The following is a 25,222-nucleotide window of genomic DNA, read 5'->3' on the forward strand; positions in this document are numbered from 1 at the left end:
ACAGGTACGGATAGCCCCGTGACCTCCTTCGCCCCGGACTCCGTCGTCCTGAACCGCAAGCTGCCGCTCTGGTACCAGGTGTCGCAGTCGCTGCGCGCCTCGATCCTCGGCCGCTCGCCGCGGGACCCGCTGCGCCTGCCCACCGAGGAGCGGCTGGCGGAGCACTACGGGGTGAGCGTGCTGACCATGCGGCAGGCGCTGAAGGAACTGGAGGACGAGGGGCTGATCACCCGGCACCGCCGGCGCGGCACGTTCATCGAGCCGGACGTCCGGCGGGGCGCCCCGGTGCGGCTGCTGGGCTCGGTGGACGCGATCGTGGCCCAGCAGTCCGGCATGACGACCGAGCTGCTGGACCACGGCCGCGGGCCCGTGCCGGCCGAACTCGCCGAGTACTTCCCGGACCTGGCGGAGGTGGCGACGTACCACCGGCTGCGCGGCGACGAGAAGTCCGGCGAGCCCACCAACCACGCGTACAACTACGTCCGCCCCGAACTGGCCCCCGGCATCGACCCGGACGACCTGGTCCGCTGGCCGATGACGAAGGTGCTGCGGGACGTGGTCGGGGCGGACATCTGCCGCATCACGGACACGGTGCAGGCCCGGCTGGCCGACCCGGAGACGGCGCGGCTGCTCCAAGTGCCGTTGCTCAGCCCGATACTGCACTACACGGGTGTGACGTACGACGCCGCCGGCCGGGTGCTGGACGTGGCGGTCATCCACTACCGCGGCGACCGCTTCTCCTTCACGGTCACCCTGGACGCCACCTGACCACACGCTCCGCGACAGGTCGTACGATGCCCAGCGTGACGCACGACGACGCTCCGCTGCTGGCGGACCTCATGCCGTGGTCCGTCGCACCGCTGCGGCCGGGCCGCGCCTGGCCGACGGCACCCGATCCGGCCTCCCTGAAGGCCCGCTGGGACGCCCTGCTGAAGGCCGAGGGCCCCGACCGGGAGGCCCTGTTCGAGCCGACGCGGTCGCGGACGCCGCACTCGGCGGTGGGACAGCTGCCGGGCCAGTCCAGCGGCACGGAGAAGCTGGTGCGGGCCTCGGGCCCCTGCCCGGAGCCGGTACGCGTGCTCGCGGCCCCCTTCGACGAGCAGTGGCTGATCCCGGACCACCGCCTGCTCGACACGGCCCGCCCCGAGCTGTGGCGGGTGGCGGACGCCCACCAGGTCTTCACGGTGGAGACCCCCGGGGACACTCCGGGCCTGGGCTCCCCGCTTTTCGCGACCTCCCGCCTCCCCCTGCTGCGCCCCGGCCGCATCCGCCCGCTGTACCGGCGCCCCGGGGCCGCGGAACCCAACCTCGCACCGGGCCTGCTGGAGCACCTGGCCACCCGCCTGGGCGCCGCCCCCGCCCCGCTCGACGTCCTCGCCTGGATCCTGGCCACGACCCGCCCGGACCTCACCGTCCCGCTCACCGCGGACGCCGAACTCTGGTCCCGGGGCGTGCGGCTGGGCCACCGCATGCTCTGGCTGATGCGCCGCGACGGCGAACGTCCCAAACTCCCCGGCGGCCGCCGCCCCTACGTCCGCGCACCCCTCCCCGCCCGTCCTCTCACCCTCCACTACGACCGCGACGAGGAGACCCTCCACCTCGACGAGGGCCGCATCTCGCCGGTGCCGCCACAGTCCTGGGACTTCGAGGTGGCCGGGGCCCGGGTCCTGGAACAGTGGTTCACGGCCCGCACCACGCCCGCGGAGCCCGGCACCCTGTCCGCGATCCGCCCGGCGACGTGGCCGCAGGCGTGGACGTCGGAACTGCTGGAGCTGATCACGGTCCTGGCGCTGATGGCGGAACTGGAGCCGCGGCACGCCGATTTGGAGATGACGACGCCCATCACGGCCACCGGCCTCCACAAGGCGGGCGTACTCCCGCCACCGGACTCGTCCCGCCGCCCCGCCTCCGTCCTCGACCACCACGAGGAGGGCCCGGAGGGCCAGTTCGCTCTGCTCTAGCCCGGCTCGCGCGGCGCAAACGCGTCGAGCACCCGCTCCAACGCCCGCCGGAACACCGCCTCAAGATCGACCGGCCCCGGATCCTCCGTGAACGCCGCCGCCATCCGCGGATACGCACCGGAGGCGATCCGGCTCCCCAGGTAGGCGATGCGGACCGCGTTCTCCTCGTCCTCGGACCAGGGGAGGGAGCGGACGCGCTCGGCCGTGTCGAGTTCGTTGCGGACGTACGTGGTCACCACGCCGTTCAGCATCGCGACGAGCTCGATCTTGGTGCCGTAGGACGCCTCCAGCGGGTCCAGGCAGGCCAGGCAGTGCTCGATGTAGCGCAGGGCGTGCGGGCTGAAACCGTAGACGGGGGACATCAGGCGGGGCATCCAGGGGTGGCGGTGCAGCAGGGCGCGGGTCTGGTGCGCGACCCGGAGCATGTCCGCCCGCCAGTCGCCGCTCGGCTCCCACAGCTCGTGCTCCGCGCTGACCGCGTCCACCATCAGCTCGTGGAGCTCCTCCTTGCGGGGGACGTAGTTGTACAGCGACATGGTGCCGCAGCCCAGCTCCGCCGCGACGTGCCGCATCGACACCGCGTCCAGCCCCTGCGCGTCGGCGATCCGTACGGCGGCGGCCGCGATGTCGGCGCGGGTGTACGCCGGTCGCGGACCTCGCCCGGTGCGCTCGGGGCGCGCCCAGATCACTTCGGGTACGGCCCCTCGGCCTGCCATCGATCATCACCTCGCCCCACCATCGTAGTTACGTACATCGTACGTAGTGCGCTATGGTCGGCGCATGACTACTACGTACGCCGTACTTAGTGAAGGGCTGGAGAAGAGCTTCGGCGCCGTGCACGCCCTGCGCGGGCTGGACCTGGCCGTGGCCGAGGGCACGGTCTGCGGGCTGCTGGGTCCGAACGGAGCGGGGAAGACGACGGCGGTACGGCTGCTGACCACGCTGCTGCGGCCCGACGCCGGCTCGGCGCGGATCGCGGGGCACGACCTCGTACGGGAGGCGGCGGCCGTGCGGCGCCGGATCGGTGTCACCGGGCAGTACGCCTCGGTCGACGGGGACCTCACGGGACGGCAGAACCTGCGGCTGTGTGCCCGGCTGCTCCGGGTGCGGGGGCCGGCCGAGCGGGCCGGGGAGCTGCTCGAGCGGTTCGGGCTGACCGAGGCCGCCGACCGGCCGGCGTCCACCTACTCGGGCGGGATGCGGCGCCGCCTGGATCTCGCGGCGAGCCTGATACGCCGCCCGGACGTGCTGTTCCTCGACGAGCCCACCACCGGGCTGGACCCGGCCAGCCGGAATCACATCCGGGACGCCGTGCGCGAGCTGAAGGCGGACGGCACGACGGTGCTCCTCACCACCCAGTACCTGGAGGAGGCCGACCAACTCGCCGACGACATCGCCGTGGTGGACCGCGGGCGGGTCGCGCACCACGGTTCGCCGGCCCAGCTCAAGACGCTCATCGGCGCGTACGCGGAAGTCGTCGTCGCGGATCCCGACGCCCTGGGCAAGGCGGCGGCCGTACTCGGCCGGCTCACCGGCGGTGAGCCGGTGTTCGACCGCGACCGGAACGCCGTGGGCGCGGTCACCAGCGATCCCACTCTGACCCTTCCCCGCCTCGTGCGTGAACTCGACGCGTCGGCCGTGCCGTTGGCCGACGCGGGTCTGCGGCAGCCGACCCTGGACGACGTCTTCCTCCGGCTCACCGGGGACTCCACCGGCAGCGAGGAGCTGGTCGCATGAGCGCGTTGGCGTACGACGGGGCCGCCATGGTCGGCCGGCAGCTGCGGCGGGTGCGCAACAGCCCGGGCCTCGCGGTCCTGACCCAGGTCATGCCGATCAACATGCTGCTGTTCTTCGGGTACGTCTTCGGCAGCGCCCTGGCGATGCCCGGCCGGGAGTACCGGTCGTTCCTGGTGCCGGGCCTGCTGGTGGCGACCGCGGCGGGCGGGATCATGACCGGGATGTTCCAGGCCGCCCAGGACGCGCACCGGGGCGTGATGGACCGCTTCCGTACGATGCCGGTGAGCCGGGCGGCGGTCCCGCTCGGGCAGGCGGTGGCGGACCTGGTCGTCACGGCGGTCGGCACGGTGCCGCTGCTGCTGGTGGGGCTCGCGGTGGGCTGGCGGGTCGAGGGGTCGGTGCCGGGCGCGCTGGGTGCCGTGGGCCTGCTGCTGCTGTTCCGGTTCGCGTGCACCGGCATCGGGGTCTTCCTGGGGCTGCTCACTCGCAGCGAGGAGGCCGCCGGGCAGCTCGGCGCCTCGACCTTCGTCCTGCCGCTGCTGTCCAACGCCTACATCCCCACCGACAACCTGCCGGGCTGGCTGCGCACACTCGCCGAGTGGAACCCGATCAGCGCGGTGACCACGGCCCTGCGGGACCTGTTCGGCAACGCACCCGTGCCGGAGGGTGCCGCCTGGCCGGTGGTCCACCCCGTCGCGGGTTCACTGGCCTGGAGCGGCGCGCTGATCGCGGTGTTCCTGCCCCTCGCCGTGCGCCGGTACGCGCGCGGGGAGCGGTGACCGGCTGCTGACAAAATCGCCGCTCCCGGGTGATGATCCACCCCATGGATCAGCTGCCCCTGCCCCTGGAGGGCATCACCGTCGTCGCCGTCGAACAGGCCGTGGCCGCGCCCTTCGCCACCCGGCAGCTCGCCGACCTGGGCGCCCGGGTCATCAAGGTGGAACGGATCGACGGCGGCGACTTCGCGCGCGGCTACGACACCGCGGCGCGCGGGCTGGCCTCGCACTTCGTGTGGTGCAACCGCGGCAAGGAGTCCATCGCCCTGGACCTGAAGGACCCGCGCGGCCTGGACCTCGTACGGCGGCTGGTCGCGGACGCGGACGTCTTCGTGCAGAACCTCGCCCAGGGCGCGGCGGCCCGGCTGGGCCTGGACGCGGCCACGCTGTGCGCGGCGCATCCGCGGCTGGTCGCCGTGGACATCTCGGGGTACGGATCCTCGGGGCCGTACGCGGACAAGCGGGCGTACGACATGCTCGTCCAGTGCGAGGCGGGGCTGGTGTCGGTGACCGGGACGCCCGGGCAGCCGGTGAAGGCGGGAATCCCGGCGGCGGACATCGCGGCGGCCATGTACGCCTTCTCGGGTGTGCTGGCGGCGCTGGTGCGGCGCGGGACGACCGGGCGCGGCGGGCCGGTGGAGGTGTCGATGCTGGACGCGCTCACCGAGTGGATGGGCCACCCGCTGCACCACACGATGCACGGCGGCACTCCCCCGGCGCGCACCGGGCTCGCGCACGCCGTCATCGCACCGTACGACGCCTACCCGACGGCGGACGGCGGGCGGGTGCTGCTGTCGGTGCAGAACGACCGGGAGTGGCGACGACTGGCCGAACAGGTCATCGGGCGGCCCGCGTTGGGCACGGACCCGGCGTACGCGACGAACGCGGCGCGGGTGGCCAACCGGGCGCGCACCGATGAACTGGTCGCGAAGGCGCTGGGCGCGCTGACGGCAGACGAGGCGCTGGCCCGGCTGGAGCGCGCCGGCATCGCGTGCGCGCGGCTGAGGGACCTGCGGGAGGTGGCCGGGCATCCGCAGCTGGCGGCCCGGGAGCGGTGGCGGGAGGTGGGGTCGCAGGTCGGGCCCCTGCGGGCGCTGCTGCCGCCGATCACCCTGCCGGGCGGGGACGAGGCAAGGATGGGTGACGTGCCCGCGCTCGGGCAGCACACCGGCGCGCTGCTGCGTGCCGTGGGGATGACGGACGCCGAGATCGCAGCGTTGCGCGGGGACGGTGTCGTCGCCTAGGGCCCGCGTCGGCATGATCCGGCGGGCAGGCCCTGGCGCGGGCGGGACTCAGTGCTTGTTGCCGCCGAAGAGTGAACGGCGCAGTCGGCGCAGGGGGGCGAAGAGCGAGACCCTGCTCACCCGGGCGCCCCTCCCGCTGCGCTCGTGCGCTGGTTCACGTGCGGTCAGCTCAAGCATCAGCGTGGTCGCCTCGACCGTCTCCCGCTGCGGTATGGCGGGACCCGCCAGCACCGAGAGATGGCGGTCCAGACGCGAACTGGTCGCGCTGCTGCCGCAGGTGATCGCAGGGACCCGCGCCCTGCTGCGCACTGTTATCTGCTCCATGTCACTCCCCACCCGTACGAGTCCACCCGGCCCGGGCAGGCTAACCCTATCGCCCCGGCGAGGCACTCGTGTATCACGGTCACAGGATTCACCTTCCCCGCAAGGCTGTTGACGATTACTCTCCGAATCCGACCGATTTCAACGCGAGTTGGGCAATGGGCTGGGTGGTGGGCTGTGCTGACCCACCGCCGGGTTCCACGGTTACGGCGAGTGATGTCGCCGACTTGGTGAGACCGCTCGCGACCAAGGGCGTGTCGCCGTCGAAGAGCCCGAGGGAGCGCGGTTGCGCCCCGGGGCGCATGAGCCAGAGCTGGCGTACCCGCCCGCTGGGCGGTGTGCCGTATCCGCCGAGAGTGACGACGGCCTGCCCCTCGGATGCGGAAGCGATCACTCCGATACTTCGGCCCTGCGCGTCCTTGCCGCTGGTCGCGCGGGCGTCGGAGGCGGCGAGAACGTGGGCGATCTCACGTGCCTGCGCCCGTTCGGCGTCGAGGGTGTCCTGAGTCCGGCCGGCCTGGACCGCGAAGAGCCCGGCGACGACGAGTGCCGCGGCGGCCGTGGCGGTGGCGAACGGGACGAAGAGGGGACGGGAGCGCGTGCGGGGCGTACGGGTGCGGGCCGGCGGGGGCTGGGTGCCCCACACGTGCGGGGGGAGTTGCGGGGTGCGCTCGCGGACCGGGGCGGCCGGTTCCTGCGGGGTGACGCGGACGGCGGCCAGCACCCGGTCGCGCATCGCGGCCGGGGGCGGGGCGGCCGCGGACCAGGCCAGGCGTACGGCGTCCTCGGACAGTTCGCGCACCTCGGCGGTGCAGCGGTCGCAGTTCTTCAGGTGTTTCTCGAAGCGGACGCGCTCGGCGGGTTCCAGGGCGTCGAGGGCGTAGGGGGCGGCGAGCGAGTGCAGGTCGTCGCGGCCGAGGAGACGGTCGAGCAGGCTCATGCGACACCTCCCAGGCACTGGCGCAGCCGGGCGAGTCCGTCGCGCATCCGCGTCTTCACCGTACCCAGCGGCAGTGACAGCCGCTCGGCCACCTCACGGTAGGTGTAGCCGTCGTAGTAGGCGAGAGTGACGGACTGCCGTTGCAGGGCGGTGAGCCGGTCCAGACAGCGCCGCACCCACTCGCGCTCCAGGCCCGCCTCGACCTCCTCGGCGACGTGGTCGAAGGCGGGCTCCCCGGCCCGCAGCGCTTCCCGCTGATCCCGTTCGCCCGCCGCGCGGGCGCTGCGCACGCGGTCGACGGCGCGACGGTGGGCGAGGGTGAGGACCCACGACAGGGCGCTGCCCCGGGCCGGGTCGAACCGGGCGGCGGAGCGCCAGAGTTCGAGCAGCACCTCCTGGGCCACTTCCTCCGACTGGGCGGGGTCGCGCACCACGCGGCGCACCAGCCCGTACACCGGCCCGGACACCATGCCGTACAGCTGCTCGAAGGCCTTCTGGTCACCGCCCGCCACCAGCACCAGGAGTTCGTCCGCCTCCACCCGGTCCCCCTCTCGCCGGCCGCACCGGCCCCATCCCCTCACACCAGCTCCCGTCACACCAGCCATGCGCAACGAACGCACCTCCGGCAGGGGTTACGTATGGGCAGGCCGAAAACGCGGGTCAGGAAGTCGAAAAGATTTTTTCCCTCGGACCAATCCGATCGGGCACTCCGCTCCGTATACCTGTCCGTCAGGCAAGTTGGGACTGAGGACGGACGGCATGACACCTCTATTTTCCAGGAGCGGTGCGGGACGCAAGGGCCTTGTCACCCTCATCTGTGGTGCGCTGGCCGCCGGCGGGCTCGCAGCCGCCGGCGTCGCCACGCTGGAGCCCGGGGCGGCCTCCGCCTCCAGCCACCGGGAGGCCCCGCTGATCTCGGGGACCCCGCAGTACGACAACACGGACGTGTACGCGTTCGTCAGCCCGGACAAGCCCGACACGACGACGATCGTGGCGAACTGGATCCCGATGGAGGACCCGGCCGGCGGACCGAACTTCTTCACGTTCGCGGACGACGCCCAGTACGACATCCACGTCGACAACAACGGTGACGCGCAGGGCGAGCTGCTGTTCCGCTACACCTTCAAGACGCACCGCAAGAACGACAACACCTTCCTCTACAACACCGGTCCGGTCACCAGCCTGGACGACCCCGACCTCAACATCACGCAGACGTACGACATCGACCTGGTCCGGCTGAAGAACCAGAAGGTGGTGTACAAGACGAAGCTCGCGGACGACGTCCCGGTGGCTCCGTCCAACGTCGGCAAGGCGTCGATGCCGGACTACGCGAAGCTGCGCTCGCAGGCCATCTACAAGACGGCGAACGGCGCCTCGACCTTCGCCGGGCAGGCGGACGACCCGTTCTTCCTGGATCTGCGCGTCTTCGACCTGCTGTACGGCGGGAACCTGACCGAGGTCGGCCGGGACACGCTCAAGGGCTACAACGTCAACACGATCGCCCTGCAGGTGCCCAACGACCTGATCCGCGAGTCGGACAAGCAGCCGGTCGTCGGCATCTGGTCGACGACGCAGCGCCGGAACGCGCAGGGGTACTACACACAGGTCTCGCGCCTGGGCAACCCGCTGGTCAACGAGGTCGTCAACCCGCTGAAGGACAAGGACAAGTTCAACGCGTCCGCGCCGTGGGACGACGCGCAGTTCCTGAAGAACGTCACCAACCCCGAGCTGCCCAAGCTCATCCAGTCGATCTACAAGATCGACGCTCCCAGTGAGCCCCGCAACGACCTGGTCGACGTCTTCCTGAAGGGCGTCAAGGGCCTGAACCAGCCGCCGAACGTGCGGGCTTCGGAGGAGCTGCGCCTCAACACCTCGATCAAGCCGGCCATGCACCCCAAGCGGCTCGGCGTCCTCGACGGCGACAACGCGGGCTTCCCGAACGGCCGTCGCCTCACCGACGACGTGATCGACGAGGCGCTGCAGGTCGTCGAGGGTGAACTGGTCGGCGCCAAGAACGACCTGGGCGACGCGGTCGACAAGAACGACAAGAGCTTCGAGAAGTACTTCCCGTACGTGGCCGAGCCGACGGCCGGTTCGCGCGGCAAGCTCGCCAAGGGCACGACCAGCGGCACGGACGTACGCAGCCAGCTCGGCGACGCGCTCAAGCCGGCCGGTTCCTCCGGCGGCGGCTCCGGCAACACGGTCCTGATCGCCGGGTCGGCGGCCTCGGGCGCGGCCGGAATCCTGCTCATCGGCACGGCGTTCGCGTGGTGGCGCCGCCGGATGCAGCGCCCGTACTGATCCGCACCCCCCGACTGGCGCGGCCCGCGCACCATTCCCCCACGGCGCGGGCCGCGCCGCCCCACGACTTCCCGCAACGACCAGGCGACCCAGGAGAGGGCATGTCCCCGCGCACGAACGACAACGAGCCCACCGCCCGGCCGGCGGACGCAGCCGAGGGCGACCTGCCGGGCGGCTCGTCCCCGTCCGCTGTGGGCGGGGGCGAACTCCCGGACACCGGTGCCGGACCCACCGCGGCCGGGGACGAACTCCCTCAGACCGACGATCGCGTCGCCGCCGTGCGCCGGGTCGGTGCCGCCGGGCGGAGGTGGCGGGCCGCTCGGCTCGCGGGATGTGCGGCGCTGCTGGCGGTCGCGCTGACCGGAGCTGCGATCGCTGTCGGTGCCGCGCGGGACGGGTCGCCGGCGACCGTGGCGGCCGCCTCCGGCGCGGTCTCGCCGGGGCTGCTGGCCAGTGGTGACCTCGACGCGAGCATCGCCGCGCTGCAGACCCATCTGCGGGCCCAGCCGAAGGACTACGGAAGTTGGGCCACCCTCGGGCTCGCCTATGTCGAGCAGGCGCGGACCAAGGGCGACCCTTCCCGGTATCCGCAGGCCGAGAAGGCCCTGAAGCGCTCGCTGGAGCTGGCCCCGGACAACGACCAGGCGCTGGCGGGGCGCGCCGCGCTCGCCGCCGCCCGGCACCGGTTCGCACAGGCCCTCACCTACGCCGATCAGGCCCTGAAGCAGAACCCCTACAGCGAGCGCGCCCTGTCCTCCCGTATCGACTCCCTCGTCGAACTCGGCCGGTACGACGAGGCGTCGAAGGCCGCCGACACGGCCGACGAGCGGAAACCCGGGGTGCCGGTCTTCACGCGGTACGCGTACGTGCGCGAGCTGCGCGGCGACGTGAAGACCGCCCGCCGGGTGCTGGAGCAGGCGCTGTCCACCGCCACGACGCCGGGTGACGTCGCGTACGTCTCCGCCCAGCTCGGCCAACTCGCCTGGAGCCAGGGCGAGGACAAGACGGCCCTGCACTACTACGCCCGCGCGCTGGCCGCCGACGAGAACTACCTGCCCGCCCTCGAGGGCCGCGCCCGCGCCCAGGCCGCCGGCGGTGACCGGGCCGCCGCCATCAAGGGCATGGAGCTCGTCGTCGCCCGCTGTCCGCTGCCCGGCCCCCTCGTCGAACTCGGCGAGCTGTACGAAGCGCGCGGCCATGACGGCGACAGGGCCGAGGCCCAGGACCAGTACGCCCTCGTCGACGCCTGGATCGCCCTGGCCAAGGCCAACGGCGTCAACGCCGACCTCGACACCGCCCTCGCCGCCGCCGACCACGGCGACAAGGCAGCCGCCCTGCGCGCGGCCCGCGCCGAGTGGGCCCGCCGCCACACCGTGCACACCGCGGACGCCCTCGCCTGGGCCCTGCACGTCAACGGCCACGACCGGGAGGCCCTCGACTACGCCCGCCGGGCCACCGGCACCGGCTACCGCAACGCCTCCTTCCTCTACCACCGCGGCATGATCGAGCTGGCCACCGGCCACCGGCAGGACGGCCGCGCCTCCCTCGCCGCGGCCCTGAAGCTGAACCCCGGCTTCTCCCCGCTCGGCGCCCGCGAGGCCCGCAAGGCGCTGGAGGAGTCGAAGTGAAGCCCAGCCGCCTGCTCGCCGCCGCCGTGGCCGCCGGCGCGCTCGCGCTGCTCCCCGCCACGGCCGCGAGCGCCCACCCGCTCGGCAACTTCACCGTCAACCGGTACGACGGCCTCGTCGCCGCCCCCGGACAGCTCCGCGTCGACCACGTCGAGGACCTCGCCGAGATCCCGGCCACCCAGGCCAAGCCCGACCTCAAGCGGCTGGGCCTGACCGGGTGGGCCCGACAGCGGTGCGCCGAGGCCGCCGAGGGGAGCAGGCTCACGGTCGACGGCCATGCGACCGCCCTGACGAGCGGCACCCATCACGCGAGCCTGCGGCCCGGCCAGGCCGGGCTCAGCACCCTGCGGGTGGAGTGCCGGTTCACCGCCCCGCTCCCCAAGGGGGACAGCGTGACCCTCGGCTTCCACAGCGCGGGCGCGTCCACGGGGCCCGGCTGGCGGGAGATCACCGCACGCGGCGACCATATGACGCTCACCTCGTCGGACGTGCCGAAGACATCGGTCTCGCGGGAACTGACCACGTATCCCAAGGAGTTGCTCTCCTCCCCCGCCGACACGGCCACCGCCTCCGTGCGCGTGCGGCCCGGCGGCCCGGCCCTCACCGAGGAGCACCAGGACGCCCCCGCCGCCTCGGTCCTGCCCCGCGGCGCCGACCGCTGGACCCGTGCCCTGGACGACCTCGTCGCCCGCCACGACCTCACCGTCGGCTTCGCCGCCCTCGCCCTGCTCATCGCGATCGGCCTCGGCGCGATGCACGCCCTCGCACCGGGCCACGGCAAGACCCTGATGGCCGCGACGGCAGCCGCCCGGGGCGGCCGGGCCCGCCTGCGGGACGTCCTGCCGCTGGCCGCCTCGGTCACGGTCACCCACACCCTGGGCGTGGTCGCCCTCGGGCTCCTCGTCACGGCCGGCTCGGCCGCGACCCCCTCGGTGATCGCCTGGCTGGGCATCGCGAGCGGCGCCCTGGTGACCTTCGCGGGGGCGAGTCTCGTACGACGGGCGCTGCGCAACCGGCAGCACGGGCACGGGCACACCCATGAGCACGGGCACGGGCAGACCCATGAGCACCACGACCATGACCACGAGCACAGCCATGACCACGGCCCCGGCCACCAGCACGACCACCACCATCACGGCCCCGCCGTCGAGCACACCCACGGCGGCTTCACCCACACCCACTCCACCGCCCCCACCCTCCGCGGCACGATCCTGCTCGGGTTCGCGGGCGGGCTCGTGCCCAGTCCCTCCGCGGTCGTCGTGCTCGTGGGCGCCGCGGCCCTCGGGCAGGCGTGGTTCGGTCTGCTGCTGGTCGTCGCGTACGGCGTGGGGCTGGCGCTCACCCTCACCGCGGCCGGGTTCGCCGTCGTCAAGCTGGGTAGCGGAATGAACCGGGTGCTGGACAGGCGCCCCCGCTGGACGGCCGGTCCCGCGGCGGCTCTGGTACGCAGGACCACGCCCCTGGCGTCCGCGTTCGTCGTGCTGGTGCTGGGCGCCGGACTGGTGCTCAAGGGGGCGGCATCCGCACTCGGATGAGCTACTTTTGTGGAGAATTCACGCCAGATGCCGTGGGGGGCACCCGTGTCCGAACAGCCGGGCAGTGAACGTGTCATCGCGGGCCGCTACCGTCTGCTGTCCCCGCTCGGCGAGGGCGGCATGGGAACGGTGTGGCGTGCCCGCGACGAGGTGCTGCACCGGGAGGTCGCCGTCAAGGAGGTGCGGGCCCCGGCCGGGCTGCCCGGACCGGACGTCGAGCGGATGTACGCCCGGCTGGAGCGGGAGGCCTGGGCGGCGGCGCGGGTCGCCAACCGCAACGTGGTGACGGTGTACGACGTGGCGGTGGAGGGCGGCCGGCCCTGGATCGTCATGGAGCTGGTGCGCGGGCTGTCCCTCGCCGACCAGTTGGAGGCGGAGGGCCCGCTCACCCCGCAACGCGCCGCGCACATCGGCGCCGAGGTGCTGGCCGCGCTGCGCGCCGCGCACGCCGCCGGGGTGCTGCACCGGGACGTGAAGCCGGCCAACGTGCTGCTGGCGAACGACGGCCGGGTGGTGCTCACCGACTTCGGCATCGCGGTGGTGGAGGGCAGCTCCGCGCTGACCATGACCGGCGAGGTGATCGGCTCACCCGAGTTCCTCGCCCCGGAGCGGGCGCTCGGGCGCACACCCGGCCCGGAGTCGGACCTGTGGTCGCTGGGTGTGCTGCTGTACGCGGCGGTCGAGGGCAGCTCCCCGTTCCGTCAGGACACGCCCCTGAGCACCCTGCGCGCGGTCGTCGACGAGGAGTTGCCGCCGCCGCGCCGGGCCGGGCCGCTCGCCCCCGTCATCGAGGGGCTGCTGCGCAAGGATCCGGCGGAGCGGCTGCCGGCCGAACCGGCCGAGCAGGACCTGCGGCTCATCGCGGCGGGCGGCGCACCGCGTGCGGACACGGTGTTCGTAGGGGCGTACGCGCCGACGGTCGCGACCCGTCCGCGGCAGCCGTCGTCGCCGACCCCGCCGAGGCCTGTACCGGCCGGGCCCGTACCGACCCCGGCGCCCACCGCGACGACCCCGGCCGGGCGGCCGGACCGCGACCGGCGCTCCGCCGTCGTCATGGTCGCGGGCCTGGTCGCCGTGGCGCTGGCGCTGGCCGGGCTGACGTACGCGCTGCTCGGCCGCGGCAGCGGGAGCGACAAGAACAACGGCGGCGTGAGCACCGACCGGGGCAGCAGCCTGAGTTCGCCCGCTGCGACCCGCACCGACGACTCGCACACCGGTGCCCCGCCGCCCGCCCCGAGCAGCAGTCCGGCCGGCACGATCCCGGCACAGTCCGTGCGCGTCACCGTGACCGGCACGAACACGGAGTACTCCGGGGCCTGTCCGCCGCCGAGCGCGCAGGCGCCCGCCTTCACGGCGACGTTCACGGTGGGCCGGCTGCCCACGCAGGTCGAGTACCGGTGGGTGGTGAGGAACGGCTCGGTCTCCGACGCGGGGTGGAAGACGCTGTCGTTCCCGGCGGGCGGCGGCAAGTCCAGGCCGGCCAGGGTGAGCGTGACGACGTACTCCGAGAGCGGGACGCTGGAGAACGCGATCGGCGTCGAGGTGCGCGGTCCGGTGCGCACGACGTCGGGCCAGGTGCCGTTCTCGGTGACCTGCGCGACGTCGGAGACCCCGACGGACGGGGTCTCCTCCTCGCCTTCGGTCTCGCCCTGACGAGGCGTTCCCTGACGGCGGCGGCTCAGGCCGCGCCGGTGAGCGCCGGCAGGTAGCCGCCGGACTGGCCGGACGCGGTCGGGTGGTACGACTCGCCGATGTCGAGCAGGTCGAGGCTGTGCAGCCAGGCGCTGCCGGAGCAGAGCTCGTGGCCGGTGAAGGTGGTGCGGACGTCACCGAAGACGAAGCCGTGGTCGAGGGCGCGCTTCTGGGTGGCGGTGTTCAGGTAGTCGGCCGCGTCGTTGATCGCGGCGCGCTTGGTCTCGGAGAGGCCGACGCAGGTCGTCCCCAGCTTGTAGAAGCGGGGGTAGCCGAGCACGACCACTCGGGCGGACGGGGCCTTGGCGCTGATCGCCGAGTAGACGCTGTCGAGCTTGCCGGGCAGCGTCGAGTCGACGTACGCCTTCGCGGTGTTGATGCGGGAGAGGCAGGCGCTGTCGGACTGCAGGACACAGGTCGTCATGACGTCGGCGAAACCGGCGTCGTTGCCGCCGATGGTGATCGAGACCAGGGCGGTGGAGGTGCTGAGCGAGCCGAGCTGGCCGGAGAGGACGTCGCCCGTCTTCGCGCCAGAGCAGGCGTTGAAGGCGAACGAGGACGGGACGTGGGCGGCGTTCCACAGGTACGGGTACGCCTTGGTGCTGCGGTTGCAGTTGCCGCTGGAGCTGATGTAGCTGCCCGAGCCCACTCCGGAGGAGTAGGAGTCGCCGAGCGCCACGTAACCGCCGGTCGCGGCGAGGGGGGACGCCTGCGCCGTGGCGGCCCCGGTGAGGGCGAGGCCGGTGGCGAGGAGGAGCGAGGTCGTGAATGCCGTAAATCGGGAACGTCTCATGGAACCTCCCTTTAGCAGGATCTCTGCCACAACTGTCGTAGCAACTACGCGTGTTGACGGGAAGTGTCCATGCCAAGACTTTTGGCACCTCAACAGGATCGGCTGGGGGCGCTCTCTGTCTGTTTGCTTACGTTCATCTGTGCGGCATCCGAACGGCGTTCGAGCGGCGTTCGAGTGACGCCTCCCCATGCATGTTCAGAGCCGGACAAGAACCGGCGCGGGCGGCTTCCGCATCTTGACGGCCGCCGTGGGGCTGCGCGACATTGAAGCCCGGCATCCGGCGCTTCGGGGGGCAAAGTCGCCAATGCAGACCATACGCATCAAGTCAGCTGCAACAGACAGCACCGAGCGGGCGCGGCCAGGGCCTGGGAGGGACCTGTCGCCGCTGCTCGCGGGGGCCGCGACGGCCGTCGGCGGGGTCGGCGCGCTGCTCGCGCTCACCGGCTCGGGCTGGTTCCTGCGCGGCCCGTGCACGCTGTTCTTCCTGCTCGCGGCGCCGGCGGCGGCCATAGCGGCGGCGCTGCGGGGGCTGGATCCGTTCGGCCGGGTGCTCGCCTCGGTGGCCGGTGCGGTGGTCGTGAACATGCTGGTGGCGCAGGGCATGCTGGCCGTGCACCGCTGGTCGGTGCGCGGCGGGGTCGTCGCCGTCACCGCGCTCAGCCTCCTCCTTCTCCTGCTGGTCCTGCTGCGGCGGCCGCTCGGCCGTACGTCGAGAAGACAGGGCGTGTGACGTGGACATCAGGGTGTACCGCCCCGGTGAGCTGGGCGCCGCCGAGCGGGCGGCCTGGACGGCGCTGCAGGCCAAGGCCCATCTGCACGGCCTCCCCGAACTGGCGAACCCGTTCCTGTCCCCGGAGTTCGCACTCGCGGTGGGCCGGTGCAGACGGGGGGTGCGGATCGCGGTGGTCCGCGAGGACGGTGAACCCGCCGCGTTCTTCCCGTACCAGAGATCCGCGACCGGCGTGGGCCGGGCCGTCGGCCTCGGCGTCTCGGACTGCCAGGGCCTGGTGCACCGGCCCGGCTTCACCTGGGACGCCCAGGAACTGCTCAGGGCCTGCGGCCTCGCCGTATGGGAGTTCGACCACCTGGTGGAAGGCCAGCAGCCGTTCGAGGCGGGAGCCTCCGGCACCTTCCCGTCCCCGGTCATGGACGTCGACCGGGGCTACGAGGCCTATCTCGGCCAACTACGCGCCCGGTCCCCGAAGTTCACCCGGACCACGCTCGCCAAGGAGCGAAAACTCGGCAGGGACGCGGGCGCCGTCACGTACGTCCACGACGAGCTCGACCCCGAGGCGCTGCGCACACTGATGGCGTGGAAGTCCGCCCAGTACCGCCGCACGGGGCGCAGCGACCGCTTCGCGCACGAGTGGATCACCCGGCTGGTGACCCGGCTCTTCCACACCCGCTCCGAACCGTTCGCCGGGATCCTGTCGGTGCTGTACGCGGGCGGCCGGCCGGTCGCCGCCCACTTCGGGCTGCGCACCGAGCGGATACTGGCCTGCTGGTTCCCGGCGTACGACCCGGCGTTCGCGAAGTACTCGCCGGGGCTGGTCCTGCACCTGCGGATGGCCGAGGCCGCCGCCGCCGACGGCATCGCCTATCTCGATCTCGGCCGGGGCCAGAAGGAATACAAGGACTCCCTCAAGACACGCGAACTCGCCGTGGCCGAGGGATGGGTGACAAGACGTCACCCGATAGCGGTCGGGCACCGGGCGCGGCGCGCCCCGGTCCGGGCGCTGCGCAACATGGTGCTGTCACGGCCGGAACTCTTCGAGCCGGCGGACAGAATTCTCAAACGGATGGGCAAAATCCGTTCGAGAGTGTAGGTAATGTCCAAACCAACAAAAACGTGAGGCTTCGTTCCAGGCCTTGCCATACGGGATCAATTGTCAATACCGTCAGACATCTCACCCGCATCGGTCCGTCGTCATGCGGCTCAAGGGGAGGGCTCGAGGACCGCGACGTTCCGGCGCGGGGCGCGGTAGGGGGGTGCCGTGCTCGGTGACCGCGTTCGGTGACCGAGCCGTGCCGCGCGACCGGCTGCCGATTTCCGGCGGGCCGGCCAGCTTTGCCAGCTCACCCGCGTGCTCGGAGTTCCATTTCGCCGTGCCGTGAGTGAGAACCCCCCTTTCGAACCGGACACAAAGCCGGGCCGCCCAGGGGCGGGCGGCCCACCGGACGAGAGGGACTCCAGTCATGAGTTCTGTTCTGCGCCCGCCCAATTCGGGCCAAGATCCTTTAATCGCCACCATCTACCGGCCCATCTCCTCTCACCTGGCCATCGCGCCGCCGGTGAGCGTGGTGATTCCGGCCATGAATGAGGCGGAGAATCTCCCCTACGTCTTCAAGACGCTTCCGGACTGGATACACGAGGTCGTTCTCGTGGACGGAAATTCCACGGACGACACGGTCGAGGTCGCGCGTGAACTGTGGGCGGACGTCAAGGTCGTCGAACAGCGCGGCAGGGGAAAGGGCGACGCACTTATCACCGGGTTCGAGGCGTGCACCGGCGACATCATCGTGATGGTCGACGCGGACGGCTCGGCCGACGGCCAGGAGATCGTCAGTTACGTCTCGGCCCTGGTCTCGGGCGCGGACTTCGCCAAGGGCTCGCGCTTCGCCAACGGCGGCGGCACGGACGACATGACGTTCATCCGCAGGCTCGGCAACCGGGTGCTGTGCGCGGTCGTCAACCGCAAGTTCGGCGCCCGCTACACCGACCTCTGCTACGGCTACAACGCGTTCTGGCGGCACTGCCTCGACAAGATCGACCTCGACTGCACCGGCTTCGAGGTCGAGACCCTGATGAACATCCGGGTCGTCAAAGCGGGGCTGAAGGTGCAGGAGATACCCAGCCACGAGTACCTCCGCATCCACGGCACGAGCAATCTGCGGGCCGTCCGGGACGGGCTGCGGGTGCTGAAGGTGATCGTGCGGGAGCGCTCCAACCGGCGCGCCCTGCGCCGCATGGCCCACCACTCGCCGATGCTGGACGCCGGGCAGGGAGAGGTGTCTTGAGCGATCCCGACATCTCCGTCGTGATCTGCGTGTACACCGAGGACCGCTGGGAGGACATCCTCGCGGCGGTCTCCTCGGTGCGCGCGCAGTCGTATCAGGCGCTGGAGACGCTCCTGGTCGTCGACCACAATCCGGCGCTGCTGGACCGGCTGGCCGGGGAGTACAAGGAGGCCGGCGACGTGCGGGTGCTCGCCAACGCGGGCCCCCGCGGCCTGTCCGCCGGCCGCAACACCGGCATCTCCGCCTCGCGCGGCGAGGTGATCGCTTTCCTCGACGACGACGCCGTGGCCGAGCGGGACTGGCTGCGCCGCTTCGCCGAGGGGTACGCCGATCCCCGGGTGATGGCCGTCGGCGGCCGTACGGAGCCGGTGTGGGCGTCGGGCCGGCGTCCGGCCTGGTTCCCGGAGGAGTTCGACTGGGTGGTCGGCTGCACCTACCGCGGCCTGCCGCCCGGGCGGGTCCGGGTGCGCAACGTGCTCGGCGGAAACGCCTCTTTCCGGCGTACGGCGTTCGACGCGGCGGGCGGCTTCGCCACCGGCATCGGCCGGGACGGCGACCGGCGTCCGCTGGGCTGCGAGGAGACGGAACTGTGCATCCGGCTCACCCGCGCCCGGCCCGACGCGGTCCTGCTGATCGACGACCGGGCGGTGATCCACCACCGGGTGCCCGAGACCCGCGAGCGCTTCGGGTACTTCCGCACCCGCGCCTACGCCGAGGGCCTGTCCAAGGCACTGGTGACCCGCAGTGTGGGCGCCGGCAAGGGGCTCGAATCCGAACGCCGGTACGCCACACGCGTACTGCCCGCCGGGGTCGCTCGTGGCCTGCGGGACGCCCTGCTGGCCCGGCCGGGCGGCGCGGGACGGGCGGGCGCGATCGTCGCCGGGGTGCTCACGGCGGCGGGCGGCTATGCGGTGGGGAGCGTACGGGCACGGCGGGGCGGGATGACCTTCTCCGTGCCACCGGCAGAGGCGGACACGGCCGTGCGGACCGGGACGCGGACAGGTCCCCCGGCCGATGCGGTATCGGCCGGGCGAGTCGGGACAGGGGCAGGGACAGTTCCGCGAGCAGGGGCGGCGACAGCCCGGCGGGCAGGCGCGGAAAACGTCGCGGAGGCCGTGGCGGAGGCCGAGCGGGAGGCCCTGCCCGAGGCGCCCGTACCGGTCGAGCCGGCAGAGGAGGCGACGCATGACTGACGCGCCCGTGCCGATCCTGATGTACCACTCGGTGGCGACCGCGCCCAACGACGCCACCCGTGCCCTGTCGGTCGACCCGCAGGCGTTCGCGGAGCAGATGGCGATGATCGGCGACCTCGGTCTCACCCCGGTCAGCACGGCGGAGCTGGCGGCGAGTTGGCGGTCGGATCGGCCGCTGCCCGGGCGTCCGGTCCTGATCACCTTCGACGACGGCTACGAGGGCGTGCACCGGCACGCCCTGCCCGTGCTCGCCGAGCACGGCTTCGCGGCCACACTGTTCGTCTCGACGGGCTGGATCCGCGGCGCGTACGACACCGGGGGCGGCCTGGACACCATGCTCGACTGGGACCAGGTGCGGGACCTGGCGGGCGCGGGCCTCGAGGTCGGCGGCCACAGCCACACCCACCCGCAGCTCGACCAGCTCGACGACGACTCGCTGCGGTCCGAGCTCACGCGCTGCAAGGAGATCGTCGCCGACGAACTGGGCGGCCTGCCCGCCTCCTTCGCGTACCCCTACGGCCACTCCAGCCGCCGGGTGCGCCGGGCCGTGCGCGCGGCCGGGTTCGCCCAGGCGCTCGCCGTGGGCAACGCGCTCGCCCGCCGCCGTCAGGGGCCGTACGCGTTGCGGCGCGTCACCGTGCGCCGCGGCACGGACGCGGAGGAGTTCGCGCGGCTGCTCGAAGGCCGTTCCATCGCCCGCGCCTTCGCCCGGGACCGTGCCCTCACCAAGGGGTACGCCGTTGTCCGCAGAGCCCGCCAGGTCCGCCGGAAGGCCATCCGTTCCCGTGTCTGACACGACCACCACCGAGGCCGCATCTCCTGGGACCGAGGCGCCCGAGCAGCCGGGGCGCCGTCTCCGCCTGCCCGCGCGCGGCCGGTCCCCCGGCGGCAACCAGCTGTTCCGCAACGCCTACGCGCTGATGCTCAACACCGGCATCTCCGCGGTGCTGGGCCTGGGCTACTGGCTGCTGGCCGCCCGCTACTACTCCGAGTCCGCGGTGGGCCAGGGCTCGGCCGCGATCGCCGCGATGAAGCTCCTCGCGGGGCTGACCGCGGTGACCCTGACCGGCGCCCTGGCCCGGTTCATCCCGGTGGCGGGGCGCTCCACCGGACGCCTCATCGCCCGTACCTACATGGCGAGTTCGGTCGTCGTGGCGTTCGCGGCGGGGGTCTTCCTGCTGACCCTGGACACGTGGGGGCCGTCGTACCGGTTCCTGCACGGCTCCGTCAAAGGCCTGGGCTTCATCATGGCCATCGCCGCCTGGAACCTGCTCACCCTGCAGGACGGGGTGCTGACCGGGCTGCGCAGCGCGCCCTGGGTGCCGGTCGGCAACACGGTGTTCTCCGCGGTGAAGCTGACGCTCCTGGTCGGCCTCGCCGCCACCATGCCCACGACCGGCGTCTTCGTCTCCTGGGTGCTGGCGATCGGCACCTCCGTGGTGCCGCTCGGCGTGCTGGTGTTCCGCAAGCTGGTCCCCCGGCACATCAAGGCGACCGAGGAGCACACCCGGCCGCCCACGCTGAAGGAGATCGGCAGGTTCCTCGCCGGGGACTACACCGGCTCGCTGTTCTCCCTGGCCGTGGTCTACCTGGTCCCGGTGATCATCGCCGCCCGGGTCAGCTCCGAGGACAACGCCTACTTCTACATCACCACCACCATCGGCGGCACGGTCAACCTGCTCGCCATCAACATGGGCGCGTCCCTCACCGTCGAGGGTTCGCACGAGCCGGGGCGGCTGGCCGCCGACACCCGGGCGGCGCTGAAGCGGATGGCGCGGATCATGCTGCCGATCTGCGGACTGCTGTTCCTCGGGGCGCCGTGGATCCTCGGCGTCTTCGGCGCCGGCTACGCGCACGCGGCGACCCCGCTGCTGCGCTGGTTGGCGGCCGGCGCGCTGCTGCGCGTGGTGATGGAGACGTACTTCGCGGTACTGCGCGCACAGAGCCGCACCGCCGGACTCGCCTGGCTGCAGGGCCTCTTGTGCGTGCTGGTGCTCGGCCTGACGCTGCTGCTGCTCCCCCGCATGGGCCTGACCGGCGCGGGTGTCGCCGAGATATCCAGCCTCGCGGTGATCGTGGCCATCGCCGCGCCGAAGCTGTGGAAGACCGTCACAGCCGCCCCGGCCCCGGTTCCCGAGGCGGCGGCGCCGGACGGGGACCTCGCCGACCTGGGGGCGCGCGAGGTCCCCGCCACCGCCGGACCGCGCAGGCGGGGACCGGCCTGGGCGCTGGACGGCGACACCCTCGCCCTCGGCATCCACGTCGACTTCGACCACCAGGAGCGCCGTCCCGACGTGCGCCCCGGACCGGGCACCCCGCCCACGGGCACGCCCGTGGTGCGCGCCGGCCACCGGCCGGCCTGGGCGCTGAGCCGGGAGCCGGCGAGGGAGCCGGGCGCGGAGGCGTCGCTGGGACCCGCCGACTCCTCGCTGCCCGGGGAGGCGGAGGCGGACGCGCCGTTCGAGGCGACCGCACGGGAGGAGGCCCTCCCGAAACCGGCGGCACGCCTCCTGCCCACCCGCCCCGGTGTCGTGCTGGGCTGTCTGCTGATCGCCGCGCTCCTGCTGTACTGGGTGCCCGCGCTGCGGCTCGGCGAGGCGGACCTCGACGAGATGGGCGGGCTCGGCCTGTTCTCCGTGCTCCCGCTGCCGACGCTGGCCGGGGCGGCGCTGCTGATCGCGGTGTTCGCCTCGCTGCTGTGGCTGGGCCGCGAGCACCGGACGCTGCTGCTGGCGACGCTGCTGGCGACGGTGGTGTCGCTGCACGCGCTGCCCGCCGTGATCGAGACCGAGCCGCGGTTCGCGACGGCCTGGCAGCACCTCGGGTTCATCGACTACATCGACCGGACCGGGTCCGCCGTACCGGACCTGGACGCGCGCTGGAGCTGGCCGGGCTTCTTCGCGGTGGCCGCGTTCGTCGCCAGGGCCTGCGGGATCAACGACTTCACCGGGGTCATCCGCTGGTGGCCGACCGCCATCCAACTCGCGTACCTGGCGCCGATGTTCCTGCTGACCCGCTCCCTGCGGGCGAGCTGGCGGGCCAAGTGGACCGGCGTATGGATCTTCGTGCTGGGCGGCTGGGTCGGCCAGGACTACTTCTCCCCGCAGGGCTTCACGTACTTGCTGTACCTGGTCTTCGTGGCGATCCTGCTGGTCTGGTTCCGCGCGCCGCGCCTGCTGTGGGGCCGGTACCGTCCCGGCGAGGCGGAGGTCGAGCCGGCCGACCGGCGGCAACGGGCCGTGCTGCTCATGGTGCTGATCGGCCTGTACGCGACGAGCGTCCCGGCGCACCAGCTCACCCCGTTCGTGATGCTGGGCGTGCTCGCGGCGCTGGTGCTGATCGGCAGATCCGAACTGCGCGGCCTGCCCATCCTGTTCGCGGTGCTGGTCGCGGTGTGGGTGGGCTTCATGGCCGAGCCGTACTGGTCCGGGCACTTCGACGAACTGTTCGGCGGGGTCGGCGGCGTCGGCAGCAACGTGTCGACGTCCGTATCCGGCCGCATCCAGGGCGGCGACTCCACGCACAAGCTGGTGCTGTACACGCGGGTGCTGCTGGCCGGCGGGGTGATGGTGTCCGCCTGCTGGGGCTGGTGGCGGCGGCGCGCCGGCAAGTACCGCGAGCGGTCGCTGCTGGTGCTCACCTTCGTGCCGTTCCTGGGCTTCGGCATGCAGTCCTACGGCGGCGAGATGGCCCTGCGCGTCTTCATGTTCGCCCTGCCCGGCGCCGGCCTGCTGGCCGGACTCGCCCTCTTCCCGCGCACCGGCGTCACCGCGAAGGAGCGCGAGAAGGACCGCGTCACCCTGGCCCCGCTGGCCGCGCTCGTGGCGGGCCTGCTGCTCATGGGCGGCTTCCTGGTGGCCCGGTGGGGCAACGAGCCCTTCGAGCGGATCAGGCCCGGCGAGGTCGCCGCCATGGACTACGTGTACGCCCACGACAGGCCGACGCTGCGCCTGCTGTGGCTGAGCAACGACACGGTGAACAACGTGACCCCGGCCATGCCGTGGGGCGCGCAGGACATGGAGCGCGTGAACTACGTGCCGACGCTCGCGCCGACCGACCCGGTGCTGGTGTCGGGCCTGGTCAAGGCGCTCAAGGACGCGGGGCCGAACTCGTACCTGATGATCAACAGGAGCCAGGTCACGTACCTCCGGATGGACGTGGGCTACCCGGCGGCCTGGGAGTCCCGGCTGATCCGGAACCTGGACAACCGGCAGGAGCTGACGCGGGTCCTGTCCGACGACGACGTGACCCTGTACGCGCTGCGCAAGCAGCCCGCGGGCAAGGTGCCGAAGCCGGATCCGGGGCCGATCGGGCCGCAGGTGACCTGGACCCCGTGGTCGGTGGTCGGCGCGCTCGCCGCCGTCGCGCTGGTCCTGCTGCTCACCGCGCGCGAGGTGGTCCGGGTCGCGGCGCGGCCCAGCGTGCGTCAACTGCGCCGGCTGCAGGGCAGTTTCTGGTTCTCGCTGCCGCTGCTGGCGGTGCTGCTGGCCTCGCTGGTGCAGCGGTTCGCGACGATGAAGTGATCCGCCACGGAGGGGGGTGGCTCACCGGTCTCGGCGGTCGAGCCACCTCACCTCGTACGCCTTCATCTCGAACCGCCTGCCGTCGACCTTCGCGCTGATCGGCCGGCCGAGGGTGTTGACCACCAGGACCGTCTTGTCGGTGGCGAGGACACGCACGTTGGGGACGTCGTCCGGGGCGACGGACACGGTCTCGTACCGCGTGCCCGGCGGGAAGGCGCGACCGAACCGCACGACCAGGTCGTACATGGGCAGTTCCGCGCCCCCGCGCGCGCTGCCGGTCGGCGTCCACAGACAGCCGGGGCAGTCGGTGCCCTTCTCCTCCTCCGGGTTCCAGTAGAAGCCGGAGCCGGCGCCGCCCCTGGCCATGGCGATCATTCCGGTGGCCTGGACGGCGACGCGGTGCGGCTCGGACCAGGCCTTGCGGTCGTCGTTGCCGTCGGCGGGCTCGACGTAGTACTCGGCCCACCACAGTGGCAGGTCGTGGGTCTGCCGGCGCACCCACTCGCTCACGGCCGTGAGTTTGTCGGTGGCCGCGAACTCGTCGGGCAGCAGGTCGTCGTCCTTGGTGTAGCTGGAGCCGTCGACGACCACGAAGTCGGCGCCCGCCTTGTGCGCGTTCCAGTAACCGAAGGCGTCCAGGACCCGCTGGTCCAAGGCGCCCCAGGGGCCCTTGAGGGTGGTGGAGGCGTTCTCCTTCTGGCGGGGGTCGACGCTGTCCATGACGAGGTACGGGCCGCCGACCATGATGTCCTCGTTCACCTTCTTCAACGCCTTGTGGACCAGGTTGTACAGCCGGGTGTACCCCTCGTAGTCCCAGCGGCCCTCGGCGTTGTTCCAGAAACCCTTGAACTCGTTCCAGACGATGAAGTGGCGTACGTCCGGATAGCGCCTCGCGACCGTCGCGGCGAGGTCGGCGAAGTCCTGGTAGTGGGCGGGCGTCGGGGCGGTCTCCAGGGCGGCCTGGCTCCAGTCGGTGTTGTCGGCGCCGGCCCGGCCGCCCTTCATCCAGTCCGGGGAGCAGCACAGCGTGATCACCGGGGTGCCGCCGGAGGCGCGGACGAAGTCGATGCGCCGGTCCATCGCCGCGAAGTCGTAACGGCCCTCGACGGGCTCGGGGTTGTCGGCACCCCAGCCCATGATGTGCTGGTTCTGCGGCAGCCCGCCGTTCCTCGTGAGCAGCGCCTCTACACGCCCGGTGGCCGTCGCGCTGCTCTCGTCGGCGCTGTACTGGGTGTGGGTGAAGCCCCAGCCCACGTACGGTCGGGGCCGCTCGGCCGGGGTGGCCGGCGTGCCGTGCACCCGGTCCCCGTCGCGCGAGGTCCCCGCGGTGCTGCCGCTGCCGGGGAGCGTGTTGATCAGGGTCACCACCAGGGCCAGAGCTGCCGCACCCACACCGAGCAGGGCGGTGAGCCGCCACCGCCGAGCCCCCGTTTTCCACCCATGACGTCCCATCAAGGACAACAGTAGGGGTGCAAATCCTCCTTGGGGGAGATATCCGCAGAGCACTGCTGTGCAACAGGACGGAGGGTGCGGCACGGCGGAAACCGGGTGCGTGGGGCG

20 protein-coding genes and 1 pseudogene are annotated in these 25,222 nt (G+C 72.4%); 15 read left to right on the forward strand and 6 right to left on the reverse strand.

The genetic code is table 11. The features are described 5' to 3' along the window. Positions 1–18: 18 nt before the first annotated feature. Positions 19–768 carry a GntR family transcriptional regulator gene (locus ACIBBH_RS22150; RefSeq protein WP_399407084.1) on the forward strand — a complete coding sequence of 250 codons (750 nt, stop codon included), beginning with the start codon at positions 19–21 and terminating at the stop codon, positions 766–768. A 26-nt stretch (positions 769–794) separates the two neighbouring features. Next, positions 795–1,961 carry a type ISP restriction/modification enzyme gene (locus ACIBBH_RS22155; protein ID WP_399407086.1) on the forward strand — a complete coding sequence of 389 codons (1,167 nt, stop codon included), beginning with the start codon at positions 795–797 and terminating at the stop codon, positions 1,959–1,961. On the opposite strand, the gene ACIBBH_RS22160 is transcribed toward ACIBBH_RS22155, so the two are convergent. After that, positions 1,958–2,677 carry a TetR/AcrR family transcriptional regulator gene (locus tag ACIBBH_RS22160; protein ID WP_399407088.1) on the reverse strand — a complete coding sequence of 240 codons (720 nt, stop codon included), beginning with the start codon at positions 2,675–2,677 and terminating at the stop codon, positions 1,958–1,960. The genes ACIBBH_RS22155 and ACIBBH_RS22160 overlap by 4 nt on opposite strands. Positions 2,678–2,741: 64 nt before the next feature. Between ACIBBH_RS22160 and ACIBBH_RS22165 the strand changes: the two genes are divergently transcribed. Genes ACIBBH_RS22165 through ACIBBH_RS22175 form a run of 3 tightly spaced genes read left to right on the forward strand, consistent with a single transcriptional unit; the run spans position 2,742 to position 5,718 of the window. Next, the gene (locus ACIBBH_RS22165; RefSeq protein WP_399407090.1) at positions 2,742–3,698 is read left to right on the forward strand and encodes an ATP-binding cassette domain-containing protein; all 957 of its coding nucleotides are present in this window, start codon (positions 2,742–2,744) and stop codon (positions 3,696–3,698) included. Beyond that, entirely contained in the window at positions 3,695–4,477 is a 783-nt protein-coding gene (locus tag ACIBBH_RS22170) for an ABC transporter permease (RefSeq protein WP_399407092.1), read from the forward strand. The genes ACIBBH_RS22165 and ACIBBH_RS22170 overlap by 4 nt, the downstream gene beginning before the upstream one ends. A gap of 44 nt (positions 4,478–4,521) precedes the next feature. Continuing rightward, complete coding sequence (locus tag ACIBBH_RS22175) at positions 4,522–5,718, forward strand: CaiB/BaiF CoA transferase family protein (RefSeq protein WP_399407094.1); 1,197 nt, start codon at positions 4,522–4,524, stop codon at positions 5,716–5,718. A 48-nt stretch (positions 5,719–5,766) separates the two neighbouring features. Here ACIBBH_RS22175 and ACIBBH_RS22180 read toward each other — a convergent pair whose 3' ends face one another. The 3 genes from ACIBBH_RS22180 to ACIBBH_RS22190 form a co-directional block, all read right to left on the reverse strand. Continuing rightward, positions 5,767–6,042 carry a hypothetical protein gene (locus ACIBBH_RS22180; RefSeq protein WP_399407096.1) on the reverse strand — a complete coding sequence of 92 codons (276 nt, stop codon included), beginning with the start codon at positions 6,040–6,042 and terminating at the stop codon, positions 5,767–5,769. A 115-nt stretch (positions 6,043–6,157) separates the two neighbouring features. Next, positions 6,158–6,979 (reverse strand): anti-sigma factor domain-containing protein, encoded by an 822-nt coding sequence (locus ACIBBH_RS22185; RefSeq protein WP_399407098.1) that lies wholly within the window; start codon positions 6,977–6,979, stop codon positions 6,158–6,160. Further along, on the reverse strand, positions 6,976–7,518 hold the full coding sequence (locus ACIBBH_RS22190; RefSeq protein ID WP_399407100.1) for a sigma-70 family RNA polymerase sigma factor: 543 nt from the start codon (positions 7,516–7,518) through the stop codon (positions 6,976–6,978). Before ACIBBH_RS22190 ends, ACIBBH_RS22185 begins: the two co-directional genes overlap by 4 nt. A gap of 220 nt (positions 7,519–7,738) precedes the next feature. Here ACIBBH_RS22190 and ACIBBH_RS22195 point away from each other — a divergent pair, with 220 nt between their 5' ends. The 4 genes from ACIBBH_RS22195 to ACIBBH_RS22210 all read left to right on the forward strand — a co-directional run bounded on the left by ACIBBH_RS22195 (position 7,739) and on the right by ACIBBH_RS22210 (position 14,096). Continuing rightward, positions 7,739–9,280, forward strand: coding sequence for a DUF4331 domain-containing protein (locus ACIBBH_RS22195; protein ID WP_399407102.1), 1,542 nt, complete (start codon positions 7,739–7,741; stop codon positions 9,278–9,280). A 101-nt stretch (positions 9,281–9,381) separates the two neighbouring features. Next, positions 9,382–10,908, forward strand: coding sequence for a tetratricopeptide repeat protein (locus tag ACIBBH_RS22200; protein WP_399407104.1), 1,527 nt, complete (start codon positions 9,382–9,384; stop codon positions 10,906–10,908). Continuing rightward, on the forward strand, positions 10,905–12,443 hold the full coding sequence (locus ACIBBH_RS22205; RefSeq protein ID WP_399407106.1) for a sulfite exporter TauE/SafE family protein: 1,539 nt from the start codon (positions 10,905–10,907) through the stop codon (positions 12,441–12,443). The genes ACIBBH_RS22200 and ACIBBH_RS22205 overlap by 4 nt, the downstream gene beginning before the upstream one ends. A 27-nt stretch (positions 12,444–12,470) precedes the next feature. Next, positions 12,471–14,096 carry a serine/threonine-protein kinase gene (locus ACIBBH_RS22210; RefSeq protein ID WP_399407254.1) on the forward strand — a complete coding sequence of 542 codons (1,626 nt, stop codon included), beginning with the start codon at positions 12,471–12,473 and terminating at the stop codon, positions 14,094–14,096. A 25-nt stretch (positions 14,097–14,121) separates the two neighbouring features. On the opposite strand, the gene ACIBBH_RS22215 is transcribed toward ACIBBH_RS22210, so the two are convergent. Beyond that, positions 14,122–14,928: an SGNH/GDSL hydrolase family protein gene (locus ACIBBH_RS22215; protein ID WP_399407108.1), complete on the reverse strand. Its 807-nt coding sequence runs from the start codon at positions 14,926–14,928 to the stop codon at positions 14,122–14,124. A 304-nt stretch (positions 14,929–15,232) separates the two neighbouring features. Here ACIBBH_RS22215 and ACIBBH_RS22220 point away from each other — a divergent pair, with 304 nt between their 5' ends. The 6 genes and pseudogenes from ACIBBH_RS22220 (at position 15,233) to ACIBBH_RS22245 (ending at position 23,662) form a co-directional block, all read left to right on the forward strand. Beyond that, positions 15,233–15,658 carry a hypothetical protein gene (locus ACIBBH_RS22220; protein ID WP_399407110.1) on the forward strand — a complete coding sequence of 142 codons (426 nt, stop codon included), beginning with the start codon at positions 15,233–15,235 and terminating at the stop codon, positions 15,656–15,658. Between the two features lies 1 nt (position 15,659). Continuing rightward, positions 15,660–16,754 (forward strand): GNAT family N-acetyltransferase, encoded by a 1,095-nt coding sequence (locus ACIBBH_RS22225; RefSeq protein WP_399407112.1) that lies wholly within the window; start codon positions 15,660–15,662, stop codon positions 16,752–16,754. 370 nt (positions 16,755–17,124) lie between these two features. Further along, positions 17,125–17,946: a glycosyltransferase family 2 protein gene (locus ACIBBH_RS22230; protein ID WP_399407114.1), complete on the forward strand. Its 822-nt coding sequence runs from the start codon at positions 17,125–17,127 to the stop codon at positions 17,944–17,946. Further along, positions 17,943–18,920, forward strand: a pseudogene (locus ACIBBH_RS22235) (glycosyltransferase); the annotation flags it as partial. The gene ACIBBH_RS22230 and the pseudogene ACIBBH_RS22235, both read left to right, overlap by 4 nt. Before the next feature lie 211 nt (positions 18,921–19,131). Further along, positions 19,132–19,932 carry a polysaccharide deacetylase family protein gene (locus ACIBBH_RS22240; RefSeq protein ID WP_399407116.1) on the forward strand — a complete coding sequence of 267 codons (801 nt, stop codon included), beginning with the start codon at positions 19,132–19,134 and terminating at the stop codon, positions 19,930–19,932. Then, on the forward strand, positions 19,925–23,662 hold the full coding sequence (locus ACIBBH_RS22245; RefSeq protein ID WP_399407118.1) for a lipopolysaccharide biosynthesis protein: 3,738 nt from the start codon (positions 19,925–19,927) through the stop codon (positions 23,660–23,662). The genes ACIBBH_RS22240 and ACIBBH_RS22245 overlap by 8 nt, the downstream gene beginning before the upstream one ends. A 21-nt stretch (positions 23,663–23,683) precedes the next feature. Here ACIBBH_RS22245 and ACIBBH_RS22250 read toward each other — a convergent pair whose 3' ends face one another. After that, positions 23,684–25,114: a xylan 1,4-beta-xylosidase gene (locus ACIBBH_RS22250; protein WP_399407120.1), complete on the reverse strand. Its 1,431-nt coding sequence runs from the start codon at positions 25,112–25,114 to the stop codon at positions 23,684–23,686. Positions 25,115–25,222: the final 108 nt, after the last annotated feature.

It is taken from the genome of Streptomyces sp. NPDC051636 (assembly GCF_044453765.1).
Lineage (GTDB): Bacteria > Actinomycetota > Actinomycetes > Streptomycetales > Streptomycetaceae > Streptomyces.

Excerpts from the sequence above, each read along its gene's own strand:
- ACIBBH_RS22220 (WP_399407110.1), top strand. The coding sequence starts at position 15,233 with ATGCAGACCATACGCATCAAGTCAGCTGCAACAGACAGCACCGAGCGG.
- ACIBBH_RS22175 (WP_399407094.1), top strand. The coding sequence starts at position 4,522 with ATGGATCAGCTGCCCCTGCCCCTGGAGGGCATCACCGTCGTCGCCGTC.
- ACIBBH_RS22180 (WP_399407096.1), bottom strand. The coding sequence starts at position 6,042 with ATGGAGCAGATAACAGTGCGCAGCAGGGCGCGGGTCCCTGCGATCACC.
- ACIBBH_RS22210 (WP_399407254.1), top strand. The coding sequence starts at position 12,471 with ATGCCGTGGGGGGCACCCGTGTCCGAACAGCCGGGCAGTGAACGTGTC.
- ACIBBH_RS22240 (WP_399407116.1), top strand. The coding sequence starts at position 19,132 with ATGACTGACGCGCCCGTGCCGATCCTGATGTACCACTCGGTGGCGACC.
- ACIBBH_RS22230 (WP_399407114.1), top strand. The coding sequence starts at position 17,125 with ATGAGTTCTGTTCTGCGCCCGCCCAATTCGGGCCAAGATCCTTTAATC.
- ACIBBH_RS22160 (WP_399407088.1), bottom strand. The coding sequence starts at position 2,677 with ATGGCAGGCCGAGGGGCCGTACCCGAAGTGATCTGGGCGCGCCCCGAG.
- ACIBBH_RS22185 (WP_399407098.1), bottom strand. The coding sequence starts at position 6,979 with ATGAGCCTGCTCGACCGTCTCCTCGGCCGCGACGACCTGCACTCGCTC.
- ACIBBH_RS22215 (WP_399407108.1), bottom strand. The coding sequence starts at position 14,928 with ATGAGACGTTCCCGATTTACGGCATTCACGACCTCGCTCCTCCTCGCC.
- ACIBBH_RS22200 (WP_399407104.1), top strand. The coding sequence starts at position 9,382 with ATGTCCCCGCGCACGAACGACAACGAGCCCACCGCCCGGCCGGCGGAC.
- ACIBBH_RS22155 (WP_399407086.1), top strand. The coding sequence starts at position 795 with ATGCCCAGCGTGACGCACGACGACGCTCCGCTGCTGGCGGACCTCATG.
- ACIBBH_RS22250 (WP_399407120.1), bottom strand. The coding sequence starts at position 25,114 with ATGGGACGTCATGGGTGGAAAACGGGGGCTCGGCGGTGGCGGCTCACC.
- ACIBBH_RS22165 (WP_399407090.1), top strand. The coding sequence starts at position 2,742 with ATGACTACTACGTACGCCGTACTTAGTGAAGGGCTGGAGAAGAGCTTC.
- ACIBBH_RS22195 (WP_399407102.1), top strand. The coding sequence starts at position 7,739 with ATGACACCTCTATTTTCCAGGAGCGGTGCGGGACGCAAGGGCCTTGTC.
- ACIBBH_RS22170 (WP_399407092.1), top strand. The coding sequence starts at position 3,695 with ATGAGCGCGTTGGCGTACGACGGGGCCGCCATGGTCGGCCGGCAGCTG.